We start from the raw sequence: 15,945 nt of genomic DNA, 5'->3' as shown, positions 1-15,945 counted from the left end.
GAGAGGGCTTGACAGGTCTATGGATAGAGGCGCACGCTCTGGTTAGAGGTTCTAACTCCAGCGTGCACCTATCGCCACAACGAGAGGCACTTCCATGCGTGAGACCCCCACCGCCGCCGCCCCGACCACCGCCGCCGCCCCGTTCACAGCCACCCCGTCCCCCACCGTCACGACCGAGATCGTGCTGCCCGGCGTCGTCGCCCCCGAGGGCCTCGACGTACGCCACCGGCCCGCCCCCGTCCCCGGACCCGGTGAGGTGCTGCTCGCCATGGAGGCCACCGGCGTCTCCTTCGCCGAGCAGCAGATGCGGCGCGGCAAGTACTTCGACCAGCCGCCGTTCCCGTTCGTGCCGGGCTATGACCTGGTCGGGCGCGTGGCCGCCGTCGGTTCCGGGGTCGAGGCGCGCCTCGTGGGGCGCCGGTTCGCCGCGCTCACCAAGACCGGCGCCTGGGCGAGCCACGTGGTCGTGCCCGCCGCCGACCTCGTCGAGGTGCCGGAGTCCGTCAGCTCCGCCGACGCCGAGACGCTCGTCGTGAACGGCGTCACCGCCTGGCAGATGCTGCACCGCACCGCCCGCGTCGAGGCGGGCGACACCGTCGTCGTGCTCGGTGCGAACGGCGGCGTCGGCTCCGCGCTCGTCCAGCTCGCCCGGGTCGCGGGCGTCCGCGTGCTCGGCACGGCGTCCCGACGTCACCACGACCGGCTCCGTGAGCTCGGCGTGACGCCCGTCGACTACCGCGACCCGGATCTGTACGCGCGCCTGCGCGGCCTCGCGCCCGACGGGGTGCGGGCCGTCTTCGACCACGTGGGCGGCGAGGGCGTCGTGGAGTCGTTCCGGCTGCTCCCGCCCGGCGGCACGCTCGTGTCGTACGGGACGGCGTCCACCCGGGACGTCACCGGATCGTCGAAGGCTCCGGTCCTGAAGCTGTTCGCCCGCCTCGCCCTGTGGAACGCGCTGCCCAACTCACGGCGCGCGCACTTCTACAACATCTGGGCCGGACGCCGCCGCCCCGACGCCTTCCGCGCACGGCTGCGCGCCGACCTCGGTCAGGTCTTCGCCCTGCTCGCCGACGGCCGCCTCCAGGCCCAGGTCGCCGCGCGCGTCCCGCTGTCCCGGGCCGCCGACGCGCTGCGCCTCGCGGAGTCGGGGACGGTGGCGGGCAAGGTGGTGCTCGTCCCCGACGGTTCGGCGGCGGCCGACGCGGACCGGTGAGGCGACGGCGCCGGGTACCGGTACCGGGTGGCCGGACCAGGCGTCCGGCCACACCTGAGCAGAAGTCAGCTCCCCGAAGCAGCCGCGAGCGGGGGCCACGGGGAGGGGCCGTCAGGGGCCTCCGCCGACGCGAACGACGGGTAGGGCGTGGTCCCGTCAGGGGCGTCCGCCGGTGCGAACGGCGGGAGCGGACCGGGATCACCCAAGGCCTCGCCCGGTGCGAACGGCGGGATCGGCGTGGGGTCACCCAAGGCCCCGCCCGGCGCGAACGGCGGGATCGGGCCGGGGTTGTCCGGCGCCGCCGGCACCGTCCGGACCTCGCTCCGCGAGCCGTTGTCGTGCGCCCCCACGGCAGAGCCCGTCCCGGCCTGCGCGTACGCCGTGCTCGCGACGGCCGTTCCGGTGGCGGCCACCAGCGTCGCGGCCGCGACGAGCGCCACCCTGTGTGCGATCTTCATCCGTTCCCCCTGTCGATGGTCATGAGGTCGATGACCACGAGGCCCTTGGTCGTGAGGCCCATGGTCGTGAGACCGAACCATCGTGAGTCGGGACAAAGCCGCCCCGCCATCCCCCGATCGCGGAATGGCGGGCCCCGCCGCGCCCGTTGGCGCAGACCGCACACCCGGGCTCAGGCCCCCGAGGGCCCCACCGCCCCCGCCGCCCCCGGCGAGCCCCCGCTCAACCGGTGCAGCCGCAGGGCGAGTTGGATCTCCAGCGCCCGGTCCGGCGTGTTCCAGTCGGCGCCCAGGAGGCGGGCCGCGCGGTCCAGGCGCTGGACGACCGTGTTCACGTGGACGTGGAGGACGTCCTTGGCGCGGGACAGGCTCGCGCCCTGGGCGAAGTAGGCCTCCAGGGTGCGGACGAGTTCGGTGCCGCGCGCGGTGTCGTAGTCGAGGACGGGGCCGATGACCCGCCCCACGTATCCGGCGATGTCCGTCTGGTCGCCGAGGAGTACGCCGACGAAGCCGAGGTCGGGCAGGCTCGCGCCCTCGCCGGTGCGGCCGAGGACGGTCAGGGCTTCGAGGCAGCGCAGGGCCTCGGTGTGGGTGGCGGGCAGCCGGTCCTGCCCGCGGGCGGGTCCGGCCGCGCCGACGGTCACCAAGGTGCCGAGCGCGGCGCCGAGTTCGGCGGCGAGGTCGGCCGCGAGCGGACCGGGCCGCGCGGTCGGCGCGAGCAGCACGACGTGGCCGCCGAGGGGGCCCGCGAGACCGCGCAGGGCGCGGGCGCGCCGTATCGCCTGGGTGGTGAGGCGGGCCCGCAGGTCCGGCTCGCAGTGCAGGACGAGGACGGAGGTCGGCTCGGCGAGGTCGACGCCGAGGCGGCGGGCGCGCAGGGTGAGGCTGCCGGAGCGGCGCGGGTCGGTGGCGTGGGCGGCGGTGAGCAGGTCGTCGAGGAGCTCGCCGCGCACGCGGTCCTCGGCCTCGGCCACCGAGCGGCGCAGGAGCAGCAGCAGCGCGGTGTCCAGGCTGGCCCGCTCGAACAGGCGCCGGTCGCTGTCGGTCAGGTCGGGGCGGCCGCTCAGCGCGATGCTGCCGAGCAGTTCGGGCCCGGCGAGCACGGCGGACACCCAGATCCCGTCGACGGGCACGGCCCGGCCCCCGGAGCGGGACGCCGCCACCCCGCGTGCGGGCGGGGTCGGCGCGTCGGCGCCCACGCGGGCGAGTTCGGTGCCGTCGGCGTCCTGGATGACCAGGCCGCCGTCGAGGAGCGCGGCGATCTCGGCGGCGACGTCGGCCACGTCGCCGCCGCGCAGGACGATGTCGGTGAGCCGGTCGTGGGTCGCGGCGGCGCGGGCCATGGCCTCGCTCTGCGCGCGGGCGGTGGCCGTCGCGGCGTTGAGCTCGACGAGGGCGGCGCGGGTCTCCTCCAGGAGGCGGGCGCTGTCGATGGCGACGGCGGCGTGGTCGGCGAGCGAGGCGAGCAGCGCGATCTGGTCGGGGGCGAAGTCGCGCGGGCGCCGGTCGGCGGCGTACAGGACGCCGATGACGCGGCTGCCGACGTGCAGCGGCACGCCGAGGATGCCGCGCAGGCCCTCCTCGCCGACGCCCGCGTCGATGTGCGCGGTGTGCTGGAAGCGGGTGTCGGTCCGGTAGTCGGCGCTGGCGTAGGGCCGGGCGGTCTGGGCGACGAGGCCGCCGAGGCCCTCGCCCATGCCGAGCCGCAGCTGCTGGAACTTCGCGGAGGTGGAGCCGTCGGTGACCCTCATGAACGTGCCGCCCGCCGCCGGGTCGTTGAGCGTCAGGTACGCCACGTCCGTGCCGAGCAGGAGCCGGGCGCGGCGCACGATGGCGCGCAGGACCGCGTCGAGGTCGCTCAGCGCGGCCAGGTCGCTCGCGGTGTCGAAGAGCGCGGCCAGCTCGGCCTCGCGGCGGCGGTGCTGGTCGAGGGTGCGGCGGATGGCGAGCGCCGCCTGGGTGGCCTCCTCGACCAGGGCGAGCTCCGCCCGGCCCGCCCCGGCTTCGCGCGCCGTGGCGGCCGGGCGCGCGAAGCTCTCGGCGGGGGCCTGCCGCCCGAGCAGGTCGAGCAGTTCCCGCAGGGCCGCGGCGGCCACCCCGTGCGGCGGTGCCATGTCTGTCGTCGCCTTCCAGCCGTTGCCCGTGGTCCGTGTCCGTGGTCCGTGTCCGTGGCCCGTGTCCGTGGGTCGTGGCCCTGACGCGCGCGGGACCACGCGGCTCAGGACGGTTCGCCGGAGCGTACGGGGGCGGGCGCGCTCCTGACCACCTCGGGCCCGGCGCCTTCGGAGTGCCGCAGGTCCCGCCCGAGGGTCTCGCGTGCGAGGGCCACCGTCACCGTGGTGACCACGGCGGCCAGGCACAGGTAGAGGGCGACGGGCACCGACGAGTCGTAGTCCTTCAGGAGCTCCACGGCGATGATCGGGGCGAGCGCGCCCGCGACGATGGAGGCGAGCTGCGATCCCATCGACGCGCCGGAGTAGCGCACCCGGGTGTCGAACATCTCCGAGATGAACGCCGCCTGCGGCCCGTACATCGCCCCGTGCAGGAGCAGCCCCACCGTGACCGCCGCCGTGGTCACGGCGAACGACTCGGAGTCGACGAGCGCGAAGAACGGATACGCCCACAGCGCCATGCCCACCGAGCCGATGAGCGTCACGGGCCGCCGCCCGATCCGGTCGGAGAGCGCGCCCCAGGCGGGGATGGCGACGAAGTGGACGGCGGAGCCGATGAGGACGGCGTTGAGGGCGGTGCTCTTGGGCAGGTCGAGGTGTTTGGTGACGTAGACGAGGACGAAGGAGGTGAGGACGTAGTACGAGATGTTCTCGCCGAAGCGGGTGCCGATCGCGGTGAGGACCTGCCGCCAGCTCTTGCGGAACACCTCCACGACGGGCGGCTCCTCCTTCGCGCCCCGGGCGGCGGCCGCCTCGGCCTTGGCCTGTGCTTCGAGGAAGACCGGCGACTCGGAGACGGAGATGCGGATCCACAGGCCGACCATCACCAGGACCCCGGAGAGCAGGAACGGCACGCGCCAGCCCCAGGCGAGGAAGGCGTCCTCGGACTGCACGGCGGCGAGCAGCGCGAGGGACTCCGGTGGCGAGCAGATTGCCGCCGGGCGCCCCCGACTGCGGCCAGGAGGCCCAGAATCCGCGGTGCTTGTCGCCGCCGTGCTCGGACACGATGAGGACGGCGCCGCCCCACTCCCCGCCGAGCGCGAAGCCCTGCACCAGGCGCAGCACCGTGAGCAGGACCGGCGCGCCGACGCCGATGGCCGCGTACGTGGGGAGTAGGCCCATGGCGAAGGTCGCGCCGCCCATCAGGAGCAGGCTGAGCACGAGCAGCTTCTTGCGGCCGACCTTGTCGCCGAAGTGCCCGAACACGACGCCGCCGAGCGGCCGGGCGAGGAAGCCGATCGCGTACGTGATGAAGGCGATGAGGGTGCCGGTGAGCGGGTCGGCCGTGGGGAAGAACAGCTCGTTGAAGACGAGGGCGGCGGCGGAGCCGTAGAGGAAGAAGTCGTACCACTCGATGGTGGTGCCGATGAGGCTGGCACCGACGATCCTGACGATGCTGCTGCGGGGACGCGCCATGGGGATCACCGTGTTCCGGTCGCGGGCGGACGGTTGACGTGGGGTGCGGGGACGGGCGGGGACGGGCGGGGGTCAGGTGGCGGTCCAGCCGCCGTCCAGGGGCAGGGAGATGCCGGTGATGTGGCCGGAGTGCGGGCCGCACAGCCACAGGGCCGCCGCGGCGACCTCCTCCGGTTCGGCGAGGCGCTTCAGCGGGGTGCGGGCAAGCAGGACGTCGGTGAGGACGGTGTCGTCGGCGATGTGGTGCGCGGCGGCCTGCTCGTGGATCTGCCGCTCCACCAGGGGAGTCCGTACGTAGCCGGGGCTGAGGCAGTTGCTGGTGACGCCGTGCGGCGCGGCCTCGACGGCGGTGACCTTGCTGAGGCCTTCAAGGGCGTGCTTGGCGGCGACGTAGGCGCTCTTGAAGGCGCTGGCGCGCAGGCCGTGGACGCTGGAGATGTTGATGACGCGGCCCCAGGAGCGCGCGTACATGTGCGGCAGGGTCTGGCGCAGGAGCAGGAACGGGGCGGTGACCATGACCTGCTGGATGAGGGTGAACCGCGCGGGCGGGAAGTCGGTGAGCGGCGCGACGTGCTGGAGTCCCGCGCTGTTGACGAGGATGTCGACGGCCGTCGGCAGCGCCGCGATCGCTTCGGCATCGGCGAGGTCGGCGGTGTGGGCGTGACCCCCGACGGCGTCCGCGACGGCCTTGGCGGCGGCCGCGTCGATGTCCACGACGTGCGTGTCGGCACCCGCCGCCGCGAGCGCCACGGCGCAGGCCCGGCCGATGCCGCTGCCGCCGCCGGTGACGAGGGCGACGCGGCCGCTCAGGTCGACGGCGCCGGGCGTGAGAGGGGATTGGCTGGTCATGGCCGGAAACATAAGGTCGGCGCGGAGTGCCGCCCATGGGGCCGGACACCACACTCGCCCGCGTCGGCATGGTGTCCGGCCCTACGGTCAGGTGTCGAGCCCCCAGGTCAGGCCGAGGCGGTGGGCCGCGCACAGCCCGACGTCCAGGAGGTGCGGCCCGGCGGTGCCGCACTGCTCGCTGCCCGTGCCGGGGGCGACGGGCTGCCCGTGGGCCATGCCGGTGACGGCGTACGTCTCCACGGCGGCCCTGCCGTCCGCGCGCCGGAAGACCTGGTGCGGATATCCGGCGACGGTGTCCGTCGCGTCGGGCGCCCGGTCGGTGCCGTGGACGTCGGTCCACTGCGCCGTCAGGTCCGTCATGTTGACGGGGGCGACCTTCTGGTCGGCGGTGCCGTGCAGGACGGTGAGCGTGGGCCAGGGGCCGCCGTAGCCGGGGCGTGCGGCGCGGACGCGGTCGCCCCACTGCCGCGGGGTCTGGCCGCCGCCGCTGCTCATGCACACCCACGGCGACGCGGCGGCCTGCGCGCAGCCGTACGGCAGTCCGGCGACGACGCCGCCCGCCGCGAACTTCTCCGGGTACGCAGCCATCATCACGGACGTCATCCCGCCGCCCGCGGAGAGCCCGGTGACGTACACGCGCGCGGGGTTCGCGGCGGTGTCGGTGAGCTGTCGGTCCACCATCTGCGCGAGGGAGGCGGCCTCGCCGAGGCCGCGGGTCGTGTCGGCCGGCAGGAACCAGTTGAAGCACGAGGAGGGGTTGTTGGCGGGCTGCTGCTGCGGGAGGACGAGGGAGAAGCCCCAGCGGTCGGCGAGTTCGGTCCAGCCGCTTCCGGTGCCGTATCCGGCGGCGTTCTGGGTGCAGCCGTGCAGGGCCACGACGACGGGCCGTCCTCGGGGCAGCCCGTCGGGGACGTAGCGGAACATCCTCAACCGGCCCGGGTTGGAGCCGAATCCGGTGACTTCCTGGACGGCTTCGGCGTGCGGCACGGCGGTGGCGCGCGGCGCCGGGAGGAAGGCGAGGGCGAGGAGCGCGGCGGCCAGCGCCGTCGCCAGCTGTGTCGTCCTGCTCGGAGAGCGTGTCATGTTGCTCGGAGAGCGTGTCATGCACAGGAAATGTAGGAGCCGGTGCGCGCCTCCCCCTATGGCTCCGGGGGCCACAACACGCCTTCTCCCTCTGTGGGTCGGCCCCGGGTGGGCCTGCTGGACACCGCCGAGGTTGCGTTCAACCCGGGTTGAATTGGGAGGGTCCCGTTCCACCGGCCGCCCGCATGAGGCGGCGTACACGGAGACGTATACGGAGGTGGGACGTGAGGGACGTGCTGACCGTGACCGGGGCCGCGCGGGCGTTGCGGGACGGGACGGTGACCAGCGTCGAGTTGACCGAGGCGGCCGTCGCCGCGGCCGAGCGCGCCGACGGGCCGCTCGGGGTGTATGTGACGCGCTTCGACGCCCAGGCGCGGGCCGCGGCCCGGCGCGCCGACGAGGAGCTGGCGCGCGGGGTCGACCGCGGGCCGCTGCACGGCATCCCGTTCGGGGTCAAGGACACCATCGCGGCGGCGGAAGGGCCGACGACCGCGCAGAGCCTGGTCCACGACGAGGGTCCGTGGGCCGGGCGGGACGCCACGGTGGTGGCGCGGCTGCGGGCGGGCGGTGCGGTGCTCACCGGGAAGACGACCGCGATGGAGTTCGGCTGCGGACTGCCCGAGGAGGACAAGCCGTTCCCGTTCCCGCGCAACCCGTGGCGGCCCGAGTGCTGGGCCGGGGGCTCGAGTTCGGGCTCCGCGAGCGGCGTCGTGGCGGGCATGTTCCTGGCCGGGCTCGGCAGCGACACCGGCGGGAGCATCCGCATGCCCGCCGCGTTCTGCGGGGCCACCGGCCTGCTGCCGACGTTCGGGCTGGTGCCGGGTGCGGGGTGCGTGCCGCTCGGGTACAGCCTCGACCGCGTCGGCCCGCTGGCCCGTACCGCCCGGGACTGCTCGGCGGTGCTCCACGTGATCGCCGGAACGCCGGAGGGCGGCCCTTCCCGCTTCAGCGAGCCGCTGTTCGGCGGCGACCTCGACGGGACGCGCGTCGGCGTCGTGCGCGAGCGGCACTTCCCCGCGGACGGCGATCCGGCGGTGCCCGGGGCCTTCGACGCGGCCGTGTCGGTGCTCACCGGCCTCGGCGCCGCCCCCGTGGAGGTCACGCTGCCCTACTGGCACGAGCTGATCACCGTGCTGTTCGTGACCGCGGCCGGCGAGGGCCTCGCCCACCACCGCGCCGCCCTGTCCCGGCACTGGGACGACTACGGCGTGGCGACGCGCGGGTTCCTCGCGACGGGCGCGCTGGTGTCGGCCGCGGACTACGTCCAGGCGCAGCGCGTACGGCGCGTGGCACAGCGGGCCGTGGACGCGCTGTTCGCGGAGGTGGACGTCATCGTGTGCCCGACCGCTTCGATCGGCGCGCCGCCGTTCGACGCCCTGGCGGACGCGGCGGGCCAGCAGGACCACGCGGGCGTCTTCGGGCAGGTCCACACGCCGTACTGGAGCCCGCTGGCCAACCCCGTCCTCGCGGTGCCGATGGGCAGGACCGCGACGGGGCTTCCGCTGTCGCTGCAGATCGCGGGGCCTGTGGCGGGCGACGCCACGGTCCTGCGGGTCGGCGACGCGTTCCAGCGGCACACCGACTGGCACCGGCGCGCCCCTGATCCGTACACGGCTGATGATCCGTACGCGACTGACGGTCCGTACGCGGCCGGGGCGGCACCCGCCTCCGTCGCTCCTGCCACGGAGGTGAGCGCATGACCGGGCAGCGTGCCGGGACTCCCGCGGACGACGACACGGCCCTCACGGTGCGGGGCCTGCTCGCCGCCGCCGGACTGCCCGCGGGCGAGCGGGAGATCGCCGGGCTCGCGGCCGCGTACACCGCCCGACGCACGGCCGTGGACGGCCTGTTCGCCGTGACCGCGGCGCGCCACGCCCGGCCCGTCCTGAGCCGGGACGTCGGCGTCCGGCCGGGCGCCGACGAGGAGGGACCCGCATGAGCACGCGCATGCGGCCCGGCGGGGCGACGCGGCCTGCGGAGCGCGACGCCCGGCGTCATGAACGGCTCGTCATGGCCCTTGCCTGCGCCGGGTCGTTCGTCGTCATCCTGGACGCCACCATCGTGTCGGTGGCGCTGCCCGACCTCCGCGCCGCGCTCGGCTTCTCCCCGGCCACGCTCCCCTGGGTGGTCAACGCGTACACCCTCGCCTTCGCCGGATTCCTGCTGCTCGGTGGCCGGTGCGCGGACGTGTTCGGGCACCGGGCGACGCTGCTGGCCGGGATGGCGCTCTTCACCGCGGCGATGGTCGCCTGCGGCTCGGCGCCGACGTCACAGGCGCTGCTCGCCGCGCGGGCGGCGCAGGGGCTCGGCGGGGCGCTCCTGATGCCGGTGACGCTGTCGCTGCTGACGACGACGTTCACCGAACCGGCGCGGCGCGCACGGGTGCTCGGCACCTGGAGCGCGGTCGGGGCGGTCGGGGCCGCGTCGGGGCCCGTGGTCGGCGGGGTGCTCACCCAGTTCGCCGGGTGGCGATGGGTGTTCTTCGTGACCGTCCCGATCGGGGTGCTCGCGCTCGTCGGCGCGGCGCGCGGGCTTGAGCGGCACGACCTCTCCGGCCGTCCCCGCCTGGACGTCGTGGGGGCCGCGCTCGCCACGGCGGGCCTGACCGGTGTCGTGTACGCGGTGATGCGCGCCGCGGTCGCCGCCTGGACGAGCCTTGAGGTGCTGGGACCGCTGCTCGGCGGGGTCGCGCTGGTGGGGGTGTTCCTGCTGCACCAGGCGCGGTGGGCCCGCCAGCCGCTGCTGCCGCTCGGCGTCCTGCGGCTGCGCGCGGTGAGCAGCGGCAACGTGGTGATGTTCCTGCTCGGCCTCGGCTTCTTCGCCAGTCCGATCCTCCTTTCGCTGTACTTGCAGGACGTGCACGGCTGGTCGCCGCTGCGCGCCGGGCTCGGCTATCTGCCGGTCGGCGTCGCGATGTTCGCGGGGGCGCGGGCGGCCGGGCCGCTGACGGTGCGGCTCGGTGCGCGCCGCGCGTCCGTGCTGTGCTGCCTGGTGGGCGCGGCCGGGTTCGCCGGTGTGGCGGCGTTCCTCGGTGCGGACGGGTCCTATCCGCTGACGGTGGTCGTGTCCGGCGGGGTGTTCGGGTTCGGTACGGCCGCCGCGTTCACGCCGATCACGGTGGCGGCGACGAGCGGTGTGCCCGCGGAGCGGAGCGGGCTCGCTGCGGGGGTGCTCAACACCGTCCGGCAGACCAGCGGGGCGGTCGGGCTCGCCGTGATCAGCACGGTCTCGGCGTCGGCCGCGGCCGCGTGGGCCACCGCGCACCCCGGCCGCGGCGGCGCGCACGGCCCGTACGCGCTCGCCCACGGCTACGGCGTGGCGTTCCTGCTCTCCGCCGGGTGCGTGGCCGCCGCCGCGTGCGTGGCGGCCCTGACGATGCCGCGCGACGGGTGACCGGTCAGGAGAAGCGCGACGGGTGACCCGGTCAGGGCGAGACGGGGACGGTCGCCCGGAAGGCCGGGCACTGCTCCAGGGCGTCGCCGTGGGCGCAGGTGAGGAGGTGGCCGAGGTAGGTGCGCGCGCCTTCGAGGCGGGCGATGTGCGCGTCGAGAGCCGCGATGCGACCGTGCACGGTCCCCTGCCAGCCGGCGTCGGTCCCGTCGCGGCGGAGCAGGGTGCCGATCTCCTCGACGGACATGAGCCCGGTCTCCCGCCACAGCTTGATCAGCGCCACGCGGTAGACCTGCTCGGCGTCGAAGTACCGCCGCCCGGACCGCCGGTGCGGCTCCACCAGGCCGCGCCGCTCCCAGTAGTGCAGCGTGGAGAGGGGCAGCCCGAACCGGTCCGCCACCACCCGTATCGGCGTCAGATCGTCCATGACCGCATTCTCCCGCACGGGGGCTCACACAGGTACGTGACCGGCAGGTCCCCGCCCCCGGGGTAGGGGGAGCGGCGCTCTCCATACCCCGGACGGAGCGCCCCGAAGGGCGCGGGGCTGTGCCGCATGCGCCGCGCTCAGCGCCGTACGCGGTAGCGCAGGTGCAGCACACGGTCGCCCTGGATCACCGTGTGCGGGCCCTCCAGGAGGTGCTGGGTGTCGACCGCGCCGAAGTACCGCTTGCCGGAGCCGAAGACCACCGGCACGACGTCCATCGCCACCTCGTCCACCAGGCCGCGGGCGAGCGCCTGCCCGCCGACGTCGCCCGCGGCGACCGCGACGGTCCGCTCCCCCGCGAGCTCCTTGGCCGTCACGATCGCCCGGGCCACGTCGTCGACGAAGTGGTACGACGCCTCGGGGTGCCACCCGGCGGGCTTGGGCCGGTGCGACACGACGACCACGTGCTCGCCCGCCCGCGGCGCCCCGTCCCAGCCGTTGGTCATGTCGAACAGATGGCGCCCGATCACCGTCGTCCCGATGCCCGCCCACACCGCCTTGACGTAGCCGGCGGAGGCCCGCGAGACCTTGCCGCCCGTGCCGAGCGCGACGTCGCCGTTGACGTACCAGTCGAACAGCGGGCCGACCTCGTCGTCCGCGTCGGCGATGAAGCCGTCCACGGACACGACGCTGTGCATCACCACGGTGCTCATCACATCTCCTTCCTCGGCTGCCTGCTCCCTCCTACGCAGAGACGGAACGCGTCCGCGAAACTCATCGCTCAGGCGCGCAGGCCGTCGGCGGTGGGGACGACGGTGCCGAACAGGTCGGTGACCGTGGTCAGGGCGGCGGCCTGGAGCGCCTCGGCGGGCAGGACCGTGCCGTCCGGTGCGGCGAGGGCGCGGGTCGCGGTGGTCTCGGCCACGACGGTGGGCCGGTAGCCGAGGTGGAAGGCGCCCTGGGCGGTGAAGGTGACGCACATGTGGGTCATGAACCCGGCCAGTACGAGGTCGCTTCCCGGGCTCACGCCGAGGTCGCGCAGCGTCTGTTCGAGCGTGGTGGCGTGGAAGGCGTTGGGGACCTGCTTGACCACGACCGGTTCGCCGTCGACCGGGGCGACCTCGGCGCTGATCGATCCGATGTGGGCGCGGATGTCGTACGGGGTGTTCTCGCCGCCGTCGTTGACGACGTGGACGACCGGGGTGCCCGCGGCACGGGCCCGGTCGAGGAGGCGGGCGCCCGCCGCGATGGCCTCCTCGGCGCCGGGGAGGGCCATGACGCCGGTGCGGTAGGTGTTCTGGAAGTCGATCATGATGAGGGCGGACTCGCTCAGGCGGGGCGGCTCGTTGTCCAGGCCGCTCACGTCGCGCAGGGTCCGGGACGGGTGCATCGTGGTCATAACGGGGCCTTTCGTAAGGGATCCGGGCAGGGCGCGGCCCGCTGCCTCGCGGGTGCGCCGGGCAGATCGGTGGGTGTGGTGCGGGTCAGGTGGTCCGGGTGCGCGTCACAGGGGCTGAGTGCGCGTCAGCTGGCCTCGGTGTGCGCGTCAGGGTGTCTGGGTGCGGAAGCGGCGGCGGTAGGCCGCCGGGGTGGTGGCCAGCTGCCGCTTGAACGCGCGGTGCAGGGTCTCGACGGAGCCGAGCCCGGCCGCCGCCGCGACCTGGTCGAGCGGGCGGTCGGTGGTCTCCAGGAGGCGCCGGGCGGCCTCGATCCGGGCGGCCTCGACGTACGCGGCGGGGCTGGTGCCCGTCTCCTGGGTGAAGACCCGGGCGAAGTGCCGTTCGCTCAGGCACATCCGGGCGGCCAGGGCCCCGGCCGACAGGTCGTCGTCGAGGTGGCCGGCGATCCACTGGCGCAGCTCGTCGATGTCCCTGCGGGTGGTCGCCGAGCTGCTGAGCGGCACGGAGAACTGGCTCTGGCCGCCCTGCCGTTTGAGGTAGACCACCAGCTGCCGGGCCACCGCGAGGGCGGCCTCCTCGCCCTGGTCCTCGGCGACCAGGGCGAGCGCGAGGTCCAGGCAGGCGCTGATGCCCGCCCCGGTCCACAGCCTGCCGCGGTCGGCGCGGACGAAGATGGGGTCGGGGTCGACCGTGACCTCCGGGTGGTCGGCGGCGAGCTGGGCGGCGGTCGACCAGTGGGTGGTCGCCGTCCGCCCGTCGAGGAGGCCGGCCGCGGCCAGCAGATGCGCCCCCACGCACACCGAAGCGACCCGCCGGGCGTGCGGCGCGGTCGCCTTCACCCACGCCACGACCTGCGGGTCGATACGGGCCCGCGGCCCGCCGTCGGTCAGGTCGACCGCGCCCGGCACAAGCAGCGTGTCGACCTGCTCGCCGACGTCGTCGAAGGCCACGTCGGTGAGCAGCCGGACGCCCGCCGACGTCCGGACCGCGCCGGCCTCGGGGCCCGCGAGGCGGACCCGGTACCCGGCGCGGCCCGCGGTCTCGCGGTTGGCGAGCGCGAAGACCTCGGCGGGGCCTGTGACGTCGAGGAGGTCGACGTCGGGAAAGACCGCGATGACGACCCGGTGGTGCGTAGGAGGCATGCCTCCATGCTCACGGCCCCCACGCATGGCCGCAATGACGATTCCCTGTCACATCCGGACACCGGCCGCGCCCCGGTGCCCCCGGCCGGTCAGTGGCGGCGGTTCGAGCGCCAGCTGAACCCGGCCACGTCCACGGAGGTCGAGCGCCGGCCGTCGGAGTTGACGGTGTGCTGCCCGCGCCGCCCGCCGACCGTGATCGACCAGGAGCGGCCGTTGATGTTCACCCGTACTCCGGGAAAGATCCGGAACGACTTGTGGAACGTGAGCGACATGAGAGTTCCCCCCGCTTCGGCTTCGCGCGCTCGATGACTTCGGCCGCGCGTGCTCGCTTGCTTCGGCTGCGCGCACTCGGTTCACGCCGAGCCGGTCCGGATGGGTTCCCTCCGTTCACCGTTGTTACGGTCGGTGGAACCTCACCTCCGGGTACCGTACCGACGGCCCCTCAAGGAGGGGTGTATTCCGCCCCCGCAGATGCCGGTCGACGAACGCGGTGACGTAGGCGCGGGTCATCGCGTCGCAGCGGGCGCCGTCGAGGTCCTGACCTCGGATGCCGAGCTGCTCGCCCAGGGGCGCCGTGTCGGTGAAGGAGCCGTGCTCGGTGCCGTCGACGCTCAACCAGCGCTTCCAGCCGGTCAGTTGGCGCCAGGTGCGGTCCCACGACGGGTCCGGGCCGCCGGGGACGTGGCTGGGCTTGCCCAGCATCAGGAGCGGCCGGTTGAGGGGCGTGGCGTCGGGGTAGCGGAAGTTGCCGTCCATGTTGATCCCGGCCTTGACGCGCCGGTCCGTGAGCAGCGCGGGGATCGTGCTGTAGCCGCCCGCGGAGTGCCCGACCATGGCCACGCGGCCGGTGTCGATCATCCGGCCGTGCCGCCACGCGGGGGACCTGCCGGTGAGCTCGTCGAGGACGAACGACACGTCGGCGGCGCGGGCGTCCCCGACCTTGCGGTGGTCGGGGTCCGCGCAGACCTCGCAGTCGGTCGTGTTCCCGTCGGGGAACGTGATGCCGTGCGCCTCGTAGTTGTGGCCGATCCCGGCGACGACGTAGCCGCGGCTCGCCAGTTCCTCCGCGAGTCCGGTCAGCGTGGCGCGGGGCATGCCGAAGCCCGGGGAGAGCAGGACCAGGGGGCGCTCGGTGCGGGTCCGTGCAGGAACAGCGTCCACGGTGGAGTGGGTCACCACCTTGTTCAGGACGTCGCTCGACACGTCCGGCGGCAGCGTCACCCCGCTGGACTTCAGGTAGAGCCGGGACTCCGCGGCCGTCATGTACGGCGAGGGCGTGCCGGAGGGCCGCGCGGCCGGGTACCAAAGGGACACCATCAGCTCCCGGTTCCCGCGCGGCACCCAGGGGTCCTTGCGGTCGGGGTCCTTGAGGTGCAGCGTGGTCAGGCCCACCGGGTGGCTGCCGCCCGGCTCGGCGAGGCGCGGTACGGCCGCCCGGGGTGCCGTCGGCGTCTGTGCGGCCCGGGCGGGCGCGCCGGCACAGGTGCCGAGCAGGATCGCGGCTGCCGCCGCGCCGAACAACGATCTGCGCTTCACGGGCATCTCTCCATCCGTGTTCCGTTGCCGTGTGGCGTGCCGTGGCATGCCGTGGCATGCGCCTTCCGGCACGACAGCTCCACGCTAGGAACCGGTGGCCCGTGCTCCAATCAGCCCCGGATGACAACCGGCAGCGGGGTCGTACAACTCGGGGATGACATCCCCGGGTTGACGCCCCGCCCCGCCCTGCCCGCCCTGCCCGCCCTGCCCGCTCGGCCCGGGGAAAAGGGGTGAGGGGGCGGTGGCCCGCCCCCTCACCGGTCAGGTCAGGCCGCGGAGCGGGCGTTCGCCGGGGCGACGCTGCCGAGCTTGTCCACGGCCTGGTAGTAGGTCCAGGCCAGCGCGTCGCACGAGGTCTTCTTGGCGCCGGTGTAGCTGGCACAGACTCTCTTCAGGTCCGCGTAGAAGGCACTGTCGATGCGGGACTTGTTGGCGCTGAAGGTCCCCATCTCCTTGTAGTTGCGGTAGCCGAAGTCATGCCGGGCACAGGCCGTCTGGAAGGGGAAGCCGAAGGGGTTGTCCGGCGACGAGGAGCAGTAGTCCGTGCTCCAGTTGAACTGGTACGCGCTCCAGGCGCCCTGGTTGTTACGGGCCGACACCCAGGTGTTGTAGCTGCCCGCGTCGGTCTGCGTCCAGCTGCTGAGCACCTGCGCCTTGTCCGCGGGAACGGCGGACGCCGGGGACGCGGCGATGCCGGTGCCCAGCAGGGCAGCGGCGCCCACGGCCAGGGCTGCGAGTCGACGACGCATGAGGGTTCCTCCAATGTGGGGGTCATGACATGGCTCCGTGCCCGAGTGCGCGGAGCCCTCTCTTCAGTAATCGCCACCGGCCTTGCGGCCGGTGGACGTGTGCGTCGAGCGGGGGTG

At 74.4% G+C, this 15,945-nt stretch carries 15 protein-coding genes and 1 pseudogene; 4 read left to right on the top strand and 12 right to left on the bottom strand.

Features of this window, described 5'->3' with window-relative positions; genetic code table 11:
* Window positions 1-94: 94 nt before the first annotated feature.
* Entirely contained in the window at window positions 95-1,213 is a 1,119-nt protein-coding gene (locus ACFWZ5_RS13745; protein ID WP_384790080.1) for a medium chain dehydrogenase/reductase family protein, read from the top strand.
* A gap of 65 nt (window positions 1,214-1,278) precedes the next feature.
* On the opposite strand, the gene ACFWZ5_RS13740 is transcribed toward ACFWZ5_RS13745, so the two are convergent.
* The 5 genes and pseudogenes from ACFWZ5_RS13740 to ACFWZ5_RS13720 form a co-directional block, all read right to left on the bottom strand.
* The gene (locus tag ACFWZ5_RS13740) at window positions 1,279-1,671 is read right to left on the bottom strand and encodes a hypothetical protein (RefSeq protein ID WP_384790077.1); all 393 of its coding nucleotides are present in this window, start codon (window positions 1,669-1,671) and stop codon (window positions 1,279-1,281) included.
* Between the two features lie 170 nt (window positions 1,672-1,841).
* A complete protein-coding gene (locus ACFWZ5_RS13735; RefSeq protein WP_384790074.1) occupies window positions 1,842-3,782 on the bottom strand; it encodes a helix-turn-helix domain-containing protein in 1,941 nt (646 codons plus the stop codon).
* 104 nt (window positions 3,783-3,886) lie between these two features.
* Window positions 3,887-5,255, bottom strand: a pseudogene (locus tag ACFWZ5_RS13730) (MFS transporter).
* 72 nt (window positions 5,256-5,327) lie between these two features.
* The gene (locus ACFWZ5_RS13725) at window positions 5,328-6,104 is read right to left on the bottom strand and encodes a 3-hydroxybutyrate dehydrogenase (protein WP_384790071.1); all 777 of its coding nucleotides are present in this window, start codon (window positions 6,102-6,104) and stop codon (window positions 5,328-5,330) included.
* Between the two features lie 87 nt (window positions 6,105-6,191).
* A complete protein-coding gene (locus tag ACFWZ5_RS13720) occupies window positions 6,192-7,187 on the bottom strand; it encodes an alpha/beta hydrolase family esterase (RefSeq protein ID WP_384790068.1) in 996 nt (331 codons plus the stop codon).
* A gap of 224 nt (window positions 7,188-7,411) precedes the next feature.
* Between ACFWZ5_RS13720 and ACFWZ5_RS13715 the strand changes: the two genes are divergently transcribed.
* From ACFWZ5_RS13715 to ACFWZ5_RS13705, 3 genes are read left to right on the top strand one after another with little or no spacing between them, the layout of a single operon-like run.
* Window positions 7,412-8,887 carry an amidase gene (locus ACFWZ5_RS13715; protein WP_384790065.1) on the top strand — a complete coding sequence of 492 codons (1,476 nt, stop codon included), beginning with the start codon at window positions 7,412-7,414 and terminating at the stop codon, window positions 8,885-8,887.
* Window positions 8,884-9,126 carry a hypothetical protein gene (locus tag ACFWZ5_RS13710; protein ID WP_384790062.1) on the top strand — a complete coding sequence of 81 codons (243 nt, stop codon included), beginning with the start codon at window positions 8,884-8,886 and terminating at the stop codon, window positions 9,124-9,126. Before ACFWZ5_RS13715 ends, ACFWZ5_RS13710 begins: the two co-directional genes overlap by 4 nt.
* On the top strand, window positions 9,123-10,580 hold the full coding sequence (locus ACFWZ5_RS13705) for a DHA2 family efflux MFS transporter permease subunit (protein WP_384790059.1): 1,458 nt from the start codon (window positions 9,123-9,125) through the stop codon (window positions 10,578-10,580). The genes ACFWZ5_RS13710 and ACFWZ5_RS13705 overlap by 4 nt, the downstream gene beginning before the upstream one ends.
* Window positions 10,581-10,611: 31 nt before the next feature.
* Here ACFWZ5_RS13705 and ACFWZ5_RS13700 read toward each other — a convergent pair whose 3' ends face one another.
* The 7 genes from ACFWZ5_RS13700 to ACFWZ5_RS13670 all read right to left on the bottom strand — a co-directional run bounded on the left by ACFWZ5_RS13700 (window position 10,612) and on the right by ACFWZ5_RS13670 (window position 15,828).
* Complete coding sequence (locus tag ACFWZ5_RS13700; RefSeq protein ID WP_384790057.1) at window positions 10,612-11,004, bottom strand: MerR family transcriptional regulator; 393 nt, start codon at window positions 11,002-11,004, stop codon at window positions 10,612-10,614.
* Window positions 11,005-11,141: 137 nt separating this feature from the next.
* Window positions 11,142-11,714 (bottom strand): dihydrofolate reductase family protein, encoded by a 573-nt coding sequence (locus tag ACFWZ5_RS13695; RefSeq protein ID WP_384790054.1) that lies wholly within the window; start codon window positions 11,712-11,714, stop codon window positions 11,142-11,144.
* Between the two features lie 68 nt (window positions 11,715-11,782).
* On the bottom strand, window positions 11,783-12,400 hold the full coding sequence (locus ACFWZ5_RS13690) for a cysteine hydrolase family protein (RefSeq protein WP_384790051.1): 618 nt from the start codon (window positions 12,398-12,400) through the stop codon (window positions 11,783-11,785).
* Between the two features lie 147 nt (window positions 12,401-12,547).
* Window positions 12,548-13,543 (bottom strand): GlxA family transcriptional regulator, encoded by a 996-nt coding sequence (locus ACFWZ5_RS13685; RefSeq protein WP_384790048.1) that lies wholly within the window; start codon window positions 13,541-13,543, stop codon window positions 12,548-12,550.
* A gap of 89 nt (window positions 13,544-13,632) precedes the next feature.
* Window positions 13,633-13,815 carry a DUF4236 domain-containing protein gene (locus ACFWZ5_RS13680; protein ID WP_384790045.1) on the bottom strand — a complete coding sequence of 61 codons (183 nt, stop codon included), beginning with the start codon at window positions 13,813-13,815 and terminating at the stop codon, window positions 13,633-13,635.
* 124 nt (window positions 13,816-13,939) lie between these two features.
* Window positions 13,940-15,085, bottom strand: coding sequence for an alpha/beta hydrolase family protein (locus ACFWZ5_RS13675; protein WP_384790043.1), 1,146 nt, complete (start codon window positions 15,083-15,085; stop codon window positions 13,940-13,942).
* Window positions 15,086-15,345: 260 nt separating this feature from the next.
* Entirely contained in the window at window positions 15,346-15,828 is a 483-nt protein-coding gene (locus ACFWZ5_RS13670) for a phospholipase (protein WP_384790040.1), read from the bottom strand.
* Between the last annotated feature and the right edge of the window lie 117 nt (window positions 15,829-15,945).

This window comes from Streptomyces sp. NPDC059003, assembly GCF_042740445.1.
Lineage (GTDB): Bacteria > Actinomycetota > Actinomycetes > Streptomycetales > Streptomycetaceae > Streptomyces.
This window is presented reverse-complemented; position numbering and strand designations above follow the sequence as displayed.